Genomic DNA, 13,441 nt, shown 5'->3' on the forward strand with positions numbered 1-13,441 from the left:
TATAATAAGGAGTATAAAAATTACCCATTCCTTCTTTTCTTCCACAACTGCCAGCTATTGATTATGTTCTGCCATACCACATAACTCCCAGGAGCTATCGCCGATGCCGGATTCAAATAAGTGTATGCCATCCATATTGCAAGTACCGTATTTTTTTGTCCTAATGCCTGGCCACCACTGATACGGTTGTCGTGTCGGCCACCAATATACTTTCCAAGCCAGAACTGCAACACACACACAACAAGAGCCCAGAAAGCAATCAGAAGTTCTTCACCCACAGAAATGTTTCCTTCAACAACCGAGCGGGTAGTCTGTCCCATTACAATAATCAGAGCTAAGGCCCACAAATAAAAAGCCATATCTTTCAATCCTACAAGAAAACGGTGAACAGAAGGAAAGAAACGGCGCAAAAGGACAGCTGTAAAAAATGGGAACAACAGCAATGGAAAGACCTTTCCTAATATACGCAAAAAAGATTCTCCAAAAGCAATATCAGTTGGTTCTACCAAAGGAAAGACCAATGGAACCATGATAGCCGCAAGCAAATTTGACAACAATGTATAAGTAGTAAGCGCAGCAGCACTTCCTCCCAGCTTTCCAGTAATAACAGCTGCTGCTGTAGCAGTAGGACAAATCAAACATACCATAGCTCCTTGCAATGCAGCACGCCAATATTCATCCAGCGGCAAAAAAAGCAACAGACATGCTACTAGCAAACAAGACAGGAACTGGACAAGCAACAACCATCCCTGCCAGCATTGCGGAACAAGTTCTTTTACCTCAACCTTACAGAAAGTCAGCAACAACTGGGCAAAAATAAGAAATGGTGTAAGCCATGCTATCAGAATTTTCACAACCGGCCGAGTCGGAGTCAGAAAATCGAATGTCGCAAAACAAAAATAACCTATAACTCCTGCAAGCATTGCAAGAGGAAGTGTCCAATTCTTTATAAACTGTAACATAATCACTCTGTTTATTCAACCGACAAAAGTACGCAAAACCATCAAAACATATTGTAATTTTAATTGTTTTTATAGGCGTTATCTACTGAAAACTAATTCTTGTCAATGTAAATAGAAACAGAGTGCAAAAAAAATATTAACTTTGCAACGAATGAACTATATGAAAAAGAATATATTCCACATACTATATATTATTTGTTTTCTGCTGATTTTCGGACAATCAGAAAATGGACAGGCTGCTGCACAGAAGCAATTTACTGTAGTTATCGATGCAGGACATGGAGGAAACGATCCCGGTGCCATAGGAAAACGCGGACGTGAAAAGAATATCAACCTGAATGTCGCATTAAAATTAGGACAGTTCATCGAAAACAACTGTAATGATACACGCGTCGTATATACCCGTAAAAAGGATACATTCGTTCCACTGCACAGACGAGCAGAAATAGCCAATAACGCAAAGGCTGATTTATTTATTTCAATACACACCAATTCTCTTGCATCACGAAATAGCAAAGTCAGTGGTACAGAGACCTATACACTAGGTCTTCACCGTACACAAGAAAATCTGGAAGTTGCCAAGAAAGAAAACTCTGTAATCTTAATAGAGGACGACTACAAGCAACGTTATGCAGGATTTAACCCAAATTCGGCTGAAAGCTACATCATATTCGAGTTTCTTCAGGATAAATACTTGTCGCAGAGTGTAAACTTTGCTTCAATGATACAAAAACAGTTCCGCCAAAGTGCGCGCCGTATAGATAAGGGAGTGCATCAGGCTGGCTTTCTGGTACTACGTGAAACATCAATGCCTAGCGTGCTGATAGAACTGGGATATATCACCAATCCTAACGAAGAAGCGTATCTGTTATCAGAACAAGGTTCCTCTGCTTTGGCCAAAAGCATTTATCAGGCTTTTTTAAATTATAAACAGCATAGCCGAAAAAGTGCAACTGCAGTTTCTCCAGTCAGTGAACCAGAAGAAGATATAGAAACTCCAGAATCAGAACCACAGCAAACAAACATAGAAAGTATGCAAAGTCCTTCTCCTGTTGCATCCAAGCCTTCTGAAAAGAACACTACAGCTACTTCAAAGAAAACAGAAACAGATAACAAGCCGGTATTCAAAATTCAGATACTTACTTCAGACAGAATACTTCCTGCACAAAGCAGATTATTCAAAGGACTGTCACCTGTAAGCCGTTATAAGGAAAACGGAATCTACAAGTATACTTATGGGGAAAGTACGGATTACAACCGCATACTCCGCTTAAAACGAAGTAAAGTAGACGGTAAGTTTAAGGATGCTTTCATTATAGCCTTCAAGAACGGAGAAAAAATGAATATCAATCAAGCTATCAGAGAATTCAAGAAAAACAGATAACAATAGAATCCAGACAAATATGAAAAAAGAAGTAAAAATAGGTTTAGCAGGAATTGCCGCGTTACTTATACTTTTCTGTGGCATCAATTACCTGAAAGGTATTAATATGTTTAAGCCGGAAAGCTATTATCATGTAGAGTTTACCGATATTAACGGACTTGCTCAATCCAGCCCCGTATTCGCTAATGGATTTAAAGTTGGTATCGTACGTGATATAGAATATAATTACCAAAAGCCAGGACATGTTGTTGTGGGTATCGAAATGGATCAGGAAATGAAGATTCCTACAGGAAGTAAAGCTGAGCTTATAACAGAAATGCTGGGAACTGTAAAAATGAATCTCATCCTGAATCACGAAAGTACCACATATTATAATGAGGGAGACACATTACCAGGTACAGCTAATACAGGACTGTTAGGAGCAGCAGAAAAAGATCTGCTTCCCAAAATGGAACAAATGCTTCCTAAACTGGATTCCATTCTGGGTTCATTAAATAAATTATTGGCAGATCCTGCATTGAGCAAAACATTGCATAATGCAGAACAGCTGACAGCTTCTTTAAATTCAACAAGTGCCCAGTTGAATAAGTTAATGTCAACCGATGTTCCTCAGCTGACAGGTAATGTAACTGCTATTACAGAAAACTTAAAGACTATTACCGACAATTTAAAAGGTGTAGACTATGCATCTACTCTTGCCAAAGCTGATTCTACACTGCAAAATGTATATTTGCTTACAGATAAATTAAACAGAAAAGACAATACGCTAGGATTACTTATGAATGATTCCAGCTTGTATAATAACCTGAATGCAACAACAGCCAACGCTGCCAGCCTGCTAGAGGATTTAAAGTCTCACCCAAAACGTTATGTACATTTCTCACTTTTTGGGAAAAAAGATAAATAAACACACTATATAGAAATATTCCAAATAATAAATTAGACTAACATCTAAACAAATAGAATAATAACTTCTTGATTATCAAGCAAAAGCAATCAAGAAGTTATTATATTCAAAGACAGAAACAAATATATAAACATTTGAGAAACAACTTCTTGCAAACGAGCAAATCTGGGAATATTTCTAAAGAAGCCATTCAACAAACAAACCACTGATTCCCAACCTATTGTAAGAATAATTAAAAAAGCAAACAAAAAGACATTTGTTTTTCTGAAAATTGATTACGAAATTTGCAAACGTAGAAGTTTCGCTTTATTAATAACAGATTAAATATGATTGAAAACAATCAGGCTATTGCATTGTGGAAACGTTGCTTAAACTTTATAAAAGATAACGTTAATGCGACAGCCTATAAAACATGGTTCGAACCCGTCGTTCCATTAAAATACGAGGATAAAGCCTTGACTATAGGGGTTCCCAGTCCTTTCTTCTATGAATATTTGGAAGAAAAGTATGTGGGGCTCTTGCGTGCCGCCATTTATAAAGAAATTGGTGAAGGCACAGAGTTGATGTATTCTATACTCACAGACAAGACAAACCATATAGCCATCGATATGAAAGGGACAGAGCGTTCATCAGCTTTGCCTCCTCAGGCTCCTATACATAATGGTAATAAGGCTCCCAGCCTATTACAAGCTCCGGCTGTGCAAGACTTAGATCCACACTTGAACCCTAATTATAACTTTGAAAATTTTATAAAGGGAACAAGTAATGAGTTTTCAAGAACTGTGGCCGAAACCGTAGCTCAAAATCCGGCACGTACATTCAACCCTTTATTTCTGTATGGTCCGTCAGGTGTTGGAAAGACACACCTTATCAATGCCATAGGTACACGTATAAAGGAACTTTATCCGGAAAAGCGTGTTTTGTATGTATCTGCACACTTATTTCAGGTACAATACACAGACTCTGTGCGTACAAATCACTTCAATGATTTCATCAGTTTCTATCAAACTATTGATGTGCTGATTATCGACGATATCCAAGAGTTTGCCGGTGTAACCAAGACACAGAATACATTCTTCCACATATTCAATCACCTGCACCAGAACGGAAAGCAGTTGATTTTAACTTCCGACCGTGCCCCTGTCATGCTGCAAGGTATGGAAGACCGACTGCTGACACGTTTCAAATGGGGACTTGTTGCTGAATTGGAGAAACCAGACATTGAATTACGCAAAAACATCTTGCGCAATAAAATCCGTCGCGACGGTTTGGTTATTCCAGAATCAGTAATTTGCTACATAGCGGAAAACGTAAACGAAAGTGTTCGCGAACTAGAAGGTATTGTAAACTCACTGTTAGTATATTCTATCCAGCTGAAACGCGAAATAAATCTGGATTTAGCTCAACGTATTGTCCGCAAAGCTGTACGCTGCGCTGAAGTCAAACCACTTACAGTTGATAATATCATCGAAAAAGTATGCAGTCATTATAAAGTGGATGCTTCTACCATCCATACCAAGACCCGCAAACGTGAAGTGGTTCAAGTACGTCAAGTAGCAATGTACCTAGCCAAGAAACATACAGATACATCATCTTCAAAAATCGGTCAGCTGATTGGTAATAAAGACCACGCTACAGTACTTCACGCTTGTAAAATAGTGAAGGATCAGGTAGAGGTAGACAAAGCATTCAAAGCTGAAATTGAAGAAATAGAAGCTAGTTTACATCAAAAATAAGACCAAGAGATACATAAAATAAAAGCCGTGGTATTCGAATACCACGGCTTTTATTTTATGTATCAGACAAGAACATCCCAATTATTTATCAAACAACTGCTGCTTCAATGTTTTTTTCAACAAATCCGACATCGCTTCATTATCAGCCTTTCTATATCTGATATCTGTAAAAATCTGGGCAAGGGTTTCTGTATGATTTATTTCTACAAAATGACGGTTTTCAGGAAGAGATTCCTTATAAGCCAAAATGTCCTCAATCTCTTCTGGTGTATAATCATGATACTTTTCCTGATGGATAATACCCTTTATCGGCAAACGGTCTGGCTGAGCAGGAGATTCATCGGGGTAGCCTACGGTTATTGTTGCAACCGGTATCACCAATTCTGGCAAATTTAATATTTCTATAATCTGATGAGGATTGTAAATGGTAGTTCCTAAAAAACATGTACCCAATCCTTTATCCTCAGCAATCGTACAAAAATTCTGTGTCACCAGCAATGCATCTGTCATTGCATTCATAAAAGAAAGCAAATTATCATATCCCGGTTCAGCTTTTCTTTGGCGACACCATTTACTAAAACGATTAAAATCGGCACAGAAAGTCAGTACAACTGGAGCAGAAGTTACCATCGGCTGGTTAAAATGAGCCGGAGCCAACTGTGCCTTCATTTCCGGATCACGAGTAACAACAACACTATATAATTGCATATTACCCATTGTAGCTGCACGGAAAGAAGTTTCCAGCATATCATTCAACAAATCGACAGGAATATCCTGTGCCTTATATTTACGTATCGTACGTCTGTTCTTTATTGAATCCATAATTAAAAAGTTGATTTATTTACAAAGGTACAAATAAAAAATAAGTATATAACAATGAATAGCAAATAAACACACCAAAAAGACAAAGTTATTCAAAACAGTAAACTTCAAGAAAACCACAAAATCATAAACAGTTAATAATCAAACAAATATAAAAACAAGACGGAAAACTTTGCAGATTGTTAATAACTTCTTTCTCTTTTATTTTGCAAATAAGAAAAACATCTTTAGCTTTGCAGCGGTTTGTTATTCAATAAAGCAATTCTACAAATTAAAAAGAAAATAACGAACTAATATCATTATATAAAAGTGGAAAAACAAACGTACAGCTATGACGAGGCTTACAAGGCATCGTTAGAGTATTTTAAAGGAGATGAACTTGCTGCCCGCGTTTGGGTAAACAAGTACGCTGTAAAAGATTCCTTCGGAAATATTTACGAAAAATCTCCCGTGGATATGCATTGGCGTATTGCCAATGAAGTAGCCCGTATCGAGGCAAAATATCCTAATGCACTCAGTTCGGAAGAACTCTTTGGATTATTCGATCACTTCAAGTACATCGTTCCTCAGGGAAGCCCGATGACAGGTATCGGAAATGATTATCAAATTGCTTCATTATCCAACTGCTTCGTTATCGGTCTGGACGGGAAAGCCGACTCTTACGGTGCTATCATTCGTATCGACGAAGAACAAGTACAGCTGATGAAACGCCGTGGTGGTGTAGGACATGACCTTTCACATATCCGCCCGAAAGGCTCACCTGTAAAAAACTCAGCACTGACTTCTACCGGACTGGTTCCCTTTATGGAACGTTATTCAAACTCAACCCGTGAAGTAGCTCAAGACGGACGTCGTGGAGCACTAATGTTGAGTGTATCTATCAAGCATCCCGACTCTGAAGCATTTATCGATGCCAAGATGACCGAAGGGAAAGTAACTGGAGCCAATGTTTCAGTTAAGCTGGACGATGAATTCATGCAGGCAGCTGTAGAAAACCGTACCTATACACAGCAGTTCCCTATCGATTCAAACGATCCACAGGTAAAAAAAGAAATCAACGCTTCTGCTCTGTGGAAAAAGATTGTTCACAATGCATGGAAATCGGCAGAACCAGGAGTTCTTTTCTGGGACACCATCCTGAGAGAATCAGTACCCGATTGTTATGCAGACCTAGGTTTCCGCACTGTTTCAACCAATCCGTGTGGTGAAATTCCTTTGTGTCCGTATGACTCTTGCCGTCTGCTTGCCATCAACCTTTACTCATATGTAGTAAATCCATTTACTCCTGAGGCATATTTCGACTTTGAATTATTCAAGAAACATGTCGGATTGGCACAACGTATCATGGACGACATTATTGATCTGGAACTTGAGAAAATCGAAAAAATCATGGAAAAGATTGATTCAGACCCTGAAAGTGAAGAAGTAAAGGGAACTGAACGTCATCTGTGGGAAAAGATTTATCGCAAATCAGGTCTAGGACGCCGTACCGGAGTAGGTATTACAGCCGAAGGAGATATGCTTGCCGCTATGGGATTGCGCTACGGAACAGAAGAGGCTACCGAATTTTCTGAAAAAGTACACAAAACAATCGCAATAGAAGCTTACCGTTCTTCAGTCAATATGGCAAAAGAACGTGGAGCATTCGAAATATACGATGCTGCACGCGAAGTAAATAACCCGTTCATCAACCGTATAAAAGACGCCGATCCGGAACTCTACGAAGACATGAAAAAGTACGGACGTCGTAACATTGCCTGTCTGACAATCGCTCCAACCGGAACAACAAGCTTGATGACTCAAACAACATCGGGAATTGAACCGGTATTCATGCCTGTGTACAAACGTCGCCGCAAAGTAAATCCAAACGATGCAAATGTACACGTAGATTTCGTAGACGAAACTGGAGATGCTTTTGAAGAATACGTTGTATTCCACCATAAGTTCCTGACATGGATGCAAATAAACGGATACGATCCAGACAAACATTATACACAGGAAGAAATAGACGACCTGGTTGCCAAATCTCCTTATTATAAAGCTACATCAAACGATGTAGACTGGCTGATGAAGGTCAAAATGCAGGGACGTATCCAAAAATGGGTAGACCACTCAATCAGTGTCACTATCAACCTGCCAAATTCTGTTGACGAGGAACTGGTAAACCGCCTTTACGTAGAAGCATGGCGTTCAGGCTGTAAAGGATGTACCGTATACCGTGACGGTTCACGCGCCGGAGTTCTCGTTTCTACACAGAAGAAAAAGGATAAGAAAGAAGAAGAGTGCCAATGCAAACCACCTCAGGTAACAGAAGTACGTCCTCGTGTTCTGGAAGCTGATGTCGTTCGATTCCAAAATAATAAAGAAAAATGGGTGGCTTTCGTAGGACTACTCGACGGACATCCATACGAAATCTTCACAGGTCTGCAAGACGAAGAGGAAGGTATCCTGCTGCCGAAATCAGTAACTTCCGGACGTATCATCAAGAGTTACGATGAAGACGGAACGAAACATTACGACTTCCAGTTTGAAAACAAACGTGGTTACAAGATGACCATCGAAGGACTTTCTGAGAAGTTCAACAAGGAATACTGGAACTATGCAAAACTGATATCCGGTGTGTTACGTTGGAGAATGCCTATCGAACAGGTTATCAAACTGGTAGGTTCATTGCAGCTCGACAGTGAAAACATCAACACCTGGAAAAACGGTGTACAGCGTGCATTGAAGAAATACGTACAAGACGGAACCGAAGCCAAAGGTATGAAATGTCCTAACTGCGGACATGAAACCTTAGTTTATCAGGAAGGCTGTCTGATTTGCAAGACTTGTGGAACATCACGCTGCGGATAAAATGATGAAGCAGGCTACAGACATGTATATTCATCTGAAAGGTATCAGACTGTACGCTTATCACGGTGTACTGCCTCAAGAGAATCGTGTAGGAGCGCAATATACAATCGACTTACGTCTGAAGACAGATTTTACACTCGCTGCTGAAACCGACCGGCTGGAAGGAACCATAAACTACGCAGATGTATTCAATGCCGTAAAAGAAGAAATGCGCATTCCTTCCCAACTGCTTGAACATGTAGCATGGAGAATTGCCCAAAGGCTATTGGATGATTTCCAGACAATAAGTGAAATCAATATTGCACTTTACAAGCAAAATCCTCCGATGGGGGCCGACTGTTCACAAGTAGGTGTAGAAGCAACTTACATCAGATAAATAAAGAAAAGGAGTCCGGATGATGAAAGTGACCTGAACCAATCATCACTTCATCTATCCGGACTCTTTTTTTATACCCTTTACTATGCAAAATATCAGTGCCCGAAAGATATCTCTTTTCTTAAGGAAAATCTGAAAACAAAGCTAAAAAGACTTCTAAAAAACATGCCCTTTACCGATTCAGTCTCAACTCCAAAACAGTAATAGAAAGAGCTGAAAACAGGTAAAAGACATGTTTTTTATATCTCAAGGAAGTTTTGCAAAAACATCGTGATATTTTCTAAAAAACTGTACGAAAGTTTGTGTCACTTCGTACAAAAAAACAGCCAAAATTCATGTTCTTTATACGAATAATTCATCTTCTTTTTCATAACTTACCAGCAAGTTCTTGCAATCGGCCTCAAACACCTTATAATCCTCTTGTCACAACGTAATCTTTTCCGGCTTCTGTTGCCAGATCATACTCATAGACTCTCGGAATAACCGGATATTGCGGATTGATTTCCTTCGATACCAAAGGCTCTTTAATGGCAGCCTGGCGGAACAGTGGATTAGGATTTGTTCCCGATGCCGGCTTCAGCCCCTCTCCTTTCAATGGAACATACGAACGCAGACGCAGGTTTCCTCCTATGCGGGAGTGAATCTTAGCAGTGTCCAACTGTACGCCATTCCAGTCCATATCGACAACAAATCCTCCGTGGGCAACCAATCCTTTGACTTTACCTTCCTCCCATTTGTCGGGTAAAGCCGGAAGCAAATGCACTGCTCCGTCGTGACTCTGAAGCAACATTTCTGCAACTCCAGCCGTAAATCCGAAATTTCCGTCTATCTGGAAAGGAGGATGCGCGTCAAACAAGTTAGGATACGTACGTCCTTCAGGATATTCTTCTTTTACCTCGTCATTGGGCAGCAGAACCAGCAAATTGGAAATCATCTTATAAGCATGATTGCCGTCGAGCAGGCGTGCCCACAGATTAATCTTCCATCCGATAGACCATCCGGTAGCCTTATCACCACGTTGCAGCAAGGTGTTTTTTACAGCCTGAAAAAGCTGTGGATGAGTAAACGGAGAAATCTGATTGCTGGGGAACAATCCGTATGCATGCGATACGTGGCGGTGTCCGTCTTTCGGATCGTCCAGATCTTCCAGCCATTCCTGCAACTGATTGTAACGCCCTATCTGCATAGGAGCCATTTCGGAAAGCAAGGTTCTCAACGAATCTCTGTAAGCAGCCGAAAGTTCCAGAATTTCAGAAGCAGCCAGTGTATTGCTCAATACATCGAAAATAATCTGATTATCCATCGTACAGCCCGATACGATAGTAGAAGCTTTCTTGGTGTCTTCACCCTTCGGACCATGCTCGGGCGACATGGAAGGAGCTGTAACTTTCCATCCATATTTCGGATGAGGAATCATATACCCCAAGAAGAAATCGGCGGCTCCTTTCATTGCCGGATAAGATTTTCTCAGGAAATCTTTATCGCCGGTATACAGATAATGCTGCCATAAGTGAGTAGTCAGCCAGGCTCCTCCTACCGGCCATGTTCCGTAGAAAGCTTTGTCTACCGGACCAGTGACACGCCAGATATCAGTATTGTGATGTGCCACCCATCCGTTGCAACCATACATCGTACGTGCGGTTTCACGTCCGGTTACAGATAAATCCTGAACCAGACCGAACAAAGGTTCATGGGTTTCCGACAGATTGGTAACCTCTGCCGGCCAGTAATTCATTTCGGTATTGATATTGATGGTATACTTTCCATCCCACGGAGCATTCAACTGATGATTCCAGATGCCTTGCAAATTGGCAGGCTGTCCTCCCGGCTGTGAAGAAGAAATCAGCAGGTAACGGCCATACTGGAACATCAAAGCTGCAAGTGCCGGATCATTTCCCTGACTGAAACCGGCAATACGCTTTACCGTTTCCTGTCTGGCTGTTTTAGTGTTTTCTCCTCCTAGCGAAAGCGAAACACGATTGAACTGCGACTGATAATAGTCGGTATGTGCTTTCAGCGCTTCGGAATACTCTTTTTTCATTGCACCAGCCAGCAAAGCAGAAGCTTTCTTGCTTTCATTTCCCTTTACATTATGATAATTGACGAAATTGGTTGCAGCAGCGATATACAAGGTAGCCGCAGTCGCATGCTCAACAGAAATATATTTATCCGTCAGACTGACCTTACCGCCTTCTGCTATCACCTGACTCTGAGTTTCAACTTCGATTACTCCTTTCACACCTTCATGGTCTCCACCCTTGCCGCGAAGAACCAGCTTTTTCCCCTGCTTTCTTACCGTACTTTGCAGCGGAGAATCATAGCTTACCTTAAAATTCAATTCACCTGGTTTATCGGTCGTGAAACGGACAATGATTACCCGATCGGGAAAAGAGGCAAAAACCTCACGCTGAAAGTTCACTCCGTCTACCTGATAACGGGTTGTCGCCACGGCTCTTTCCAGATTAAGGTCACGATAATAATTCTTAGCTTTTTCATGGCCCGGCGCTTCAATAATCAAGCTTCCGATTGTCTGATAAGGCATACCGTTGCGCCCCGTATAAAACGTCTGGTCAATCAGATTCTGGGCGTCCATTGTCTTTCCGGAGAAAATCAGGTTACGTACTTCAGCCAGACTTTCGAGCGCTTTCGGATTGTCATTCCGATACGGTCCTCCTCCCCAAAGCGTTTCTTCGTTCAACTGCAATTCTTCGCGCGATGTTCCTCCATAAACCATCGCCCCCATCGATGAGTTTCCTACGGGCAGTGCCTCTACCCATGTTTTTGCCGGTTGCTGATACCACAGCTTCAAATTTTGTGCGTGTGCCGAGAGCATCATCCAAACACATGCTCCCACTAATAACAAATGTTTTTTCATATAAGGTTTACTTATTGTATTTACGACGACAAAGATAACTAAAAGAGAAATAGCATCCAACGGTTCAAAATATTTTATTCCGAAAACAGAAAATACAATAAAAAAGCTGTCCGGATTTCCGTTTTCAATACGCAAATCCAGACAGCTTCTCTAATCTCTTTAAAAGAAATTCTATCTCTCTACAATCGGAGTATATGCTACTTCATCGAGTACATTCTTATATGCCGGACGAATAATTCGTCTTCCTTCGAAGTTCAGTTCCTCAATGCGGTGTGCCGTCCATCCCACAATACGTGCCATGGCAAAGAGCGGCGTATAAATTTCCATCGGAAGTCCCATCATTTCATAAATGAATCCCGAATAGAAGTCAACATTCGAGCAAACCTGCTTTTTCGTTCCCTTCACCTTCTTGAAACATTCTATGGCACGCTGTTCCAGCAGTTCGAGGAAAGCAAATTCCTTTTCGCATCCCTTTTCGGCTACCAGTTCACTTGCCAGCTCCTTCAGAAGCACTGCACGAGGATCGGAAATGGTATATACAGCATGTCCGATACCATAAATCAGTCCGCTTCCGTCGTATGCCTCTTTCCGTAACATACGCATCAGATATGTATCTATTTCGTCCACATTGGTCCAGTCGGAAATAACCTCCTTCAAGTGGTGGAACATCTTTACTACCTGTATATTAGCACCTCCATGCAGCGGACCCTTCAACGATCCGATACCTGCCGCTATGCTGGAATAAGTATCTGTACGGGTAGAACTGGTAACACGTACCGTAAATGTTGAGTTGTTACCACCACCGTGTTCTGCCTGAAGTACCAACAGCAGGTCGAGCATACGAGCCTCCAGCGGTGTATAGTCTTTCTTTATCATATAGAGAAAGTTCTCGGCAATCGAGAGATTCTCATGCGGATGGCGGATATGCAGCGAACGTCCGTGAATACTATGACGGTAAATGCTGTACGCATAGGCTATGATGGTAGGGAACTTCGATATCAGCTCGATGGACTGGCGCATCAGGTTATCGCGTGAAATATCGTCCGGATTCGGGTCGAACGTATACATCTCGAGCACACTGCGCGCCAGAATGTTCATGATATTCTGACCCTCCAGGTCGATGATATTCATGGTCGTCTTCTTGTCGAGTGGCATATTGTCGTTTATCAGCTCTTTGAAAGCAGCCAGTTGTTCACTGTCGGGGAGTTCTCCCGAAAGCAGCAGATAGGCAACTTCCTCGAATCCGAAACGTTTTTCCTTCAACAATGCATGAGCGATGTCATCCAAATCGTATCCTCTATAGAACAACTTTCCGGGAATAGGTTTCAAACCCTCTTCAGTACGCTCATAACCTACAACGTTACCAATCTTAGTCAGTCCTACAAGAACACCTGTGCCGTCTTCATTACGCAGACCACGCTTCACATTATATTTCGTGAAAAGCTCATTATCAATCCGGCATGCCTGTTTGGCACATTCCGAAAGTTTATATACGATATATTCTTTTTTCATTCTGATACGTTCTT

General features: G+C 41.2%; 9 protein-coding genes. 5 read left to right on the plus strand and 4 right to left on the minus strand.

Going from position 1 to position 13,441, the window contains the following annotated elements:
• Nucleotides 1–20: 20 nt before the first annotated feature.
• On the minus strand, nt 21–962 hold the full coding sequence (locus BACCOP_RS04575; protein ID WP_007566819.1) for a bile acid:sodium symporter: 942 nt from the start codon (nt 960–962) through the stop codon (nt 21–23).
• Nucleotides 963–1,122: 160 nt separating this feature from the next.
• Here BACCOP_RS04575 and BACCOP_RS04580 point away from each other — a divergent pair, with 160 nt between their 5' ends.
• The 3 genes from BACCOP_RS04580 (at nt 1,123) to dnaA (ending at nt 4,989) form a co-directional block, all read left to right on the plus strand.
• Nucleotides 1,123–2,346, plus strand: coding sequence for an N-acetylmuramoyl-L-alanine amidase (locus BACCOP_RS04580; RefSeq protein WP_007566821.1), 1,224 nt, complete (start codon nt 1,123–1,125; stop codon nt 2,344–2,346).
• Between the two features lie 19 nt (nt 2,347–2,365).
• Nucleotides 2,366–3,253 (plus strand): MlaD family protein, encoded by an 888-nt coding sequence (locus tag BACCOP_RS04585; RefSeq protein WP_007566823.1) that lies wholly within the window; start codon nt 2,366–2,368, stop codon nt 3,251–3,253.
• Between the two features lie 326 nt (nt 3,254–3,579).
• Complete coding sequence (dnaA, locus tag BACCOP_RS04590) at nt 3,580–4,989, plus strand: chromosomal replication initiator protein DnaA (protein ID WP_007566826.1); 1,410 nt, start codon at nt 3,580–3,582, stop codon at nt 4,987–4,989.
• A gap of 81 nt (nt 4,990–5,070) precedes the next feature.
• Here dnaA and BACCOP_RS04595 read toward each other — a convergent pair whose 3' ends face one another.
• Nucleotides 5,071–5,811 carry an NADPH-dependent oxidoreductase gene (locus BACCOP_RS04595; RefSeq protein ID WP_007566828.1) on the minus strand — a complete coding sequence of 247 codons (741 nt, stop codon included), beginning with the start codon at nt 5,809–5,811 and terminating at the stop codon, nt 5,071–5,073.
• Between the two features lie 309 nt (nt 5,812–6,120).
• On the opposite strand from BACCOP_RS04595, the gene BACCOP_RS04600 reads away from it, so the two are divergent.
• Nucleotides 6,121–8,664: an adenosylcobalamin-dependent ribonucleoside-diphosphate reductase gene (locus BACCOP_RS04600; RefSeq protein WP_007566831.1), complete on the plus strand. Its 2,544-nt coding sequence runs from the start codon at nt 6,121–6,123 to the stop codon at nt 8,662–8,664.
• A gap of 1 nt (nt 8,665) precedes the next feature.
• On the plus strand, nt 8,666–9,040 hold the full coding sequence (folB, locus tag BACCOP_RS04605; RefSeq protein ID WP_007566833.1) for a dihydroneopterin aldolase: 375 nt from the start codon (nt 8,666–8,668) through the stop codon (nt 9,038–9,040).
• Between the two features lie 409 nt (nt 9,041–9,449).
• Here folB and BACCOP_RS04610 read toward each other — a convergent pair whose 3' ends face one another.
• Together BACCOP_RS04610 and BACCOP_RS04615 are read right to left on the minus strand one after the other, a co-directional pair.
• A complete protein-coding gene (locus tag BACCOP_RS04610; RefSeq protein WP_022124883.1) occupies nt 9,450–11,915 on the minus strand; it encodes a glycoside hydrolase family 95 protein in 2,466 nt (821 codons plus the stop codon).
• A gap of 171 nt (nt 11,916–12,086) precedes the next feature.
• The gene (locus BACCOP_RS04615; protein ID WP_007566836.1) at nt 12,087–13,427 is read right to left on the minus strand and encodes a citrate/2-methylcitrate synthase; all 1,341 of its coding nucleotides are present in this window, start codon (nt 13,425–13,427) and stop codon (nt 12,087–12,089) included.
• Nucleotides 13,428–13,441 lie beyond the last annotated feature (14 nt).

The sequence above is a fragment of the Phocaeicola coprocola DSM 17136 genome (genome assembly GCF_000154845.1).
Lineage (GTDB): Bacteria > Bacteroidota > Bacteroidia > Bacteroidales > Bacteroidaceae > Phocaeicola > Phocaeicola coprocola.

What these genes read in the sequence shown, in the direction of transcription:
- BACCOP_RS04615 (WP_007566836.1), bottom strand. Translation starts at nt 13,427, where the DNA reads ATGAAAAAAGAATATATCGTATATAAACTTTCGGAATGTGCCAAACAG.
- dnaA (WP_007566826.1), top strand. Translation starts at nt 3,580, where the DNA reads ATGATTGAAAACAATCAGGCTATTGCATTGTGGAAACGTTGCTTAAAC.
- BACCOP_RS04610 (WP_022124883.1), bottom strand. Translation starts at nt 11,915, where the DNA reads ATGAAAAAACATTTGTTATTAGTGGGAGCATGTGTTTGGATGATGCTC.
- BACCOP_RS04575 (WP_007566819.1), bottom strand. Translation starts at nt 962, where the DNA reads ATGTTACAGTTTATAAAGAATTGGACACTTCCTCTTGCAATGCTTGCA.
- BACCOP_RS04585 (WP_007566823.1), top strand. Translation starts at nt 2,366, where the DNA reads ATGAAAAAAGAAGTAAAAATAGGTTTAGCAGGAATTGCCGCGTTACTT.
- folB (WP_007566833.1), top strand. Translation starts at nt 8,666, where the DNA reads ATGATGAAGCAGGCTACAGACATGTATATTCATCTGAAAGGTATCAGA.
- BACCOP_RS04595 (WP_007566828.1), bottom strand. Translation starts at nt 5,811, where the DNA reads ATGGATTCAATAAAGAACAGACGTACGATACGTAAATATAAGGCACAG.
- BACCOP_RS04580 (WP_007566821.1), top strand. Translation starts at nt 1,123, where the DNA reads ATGAAAAAGAATATATTCCACATACTATATATTATTTGTTTTCTGCTG.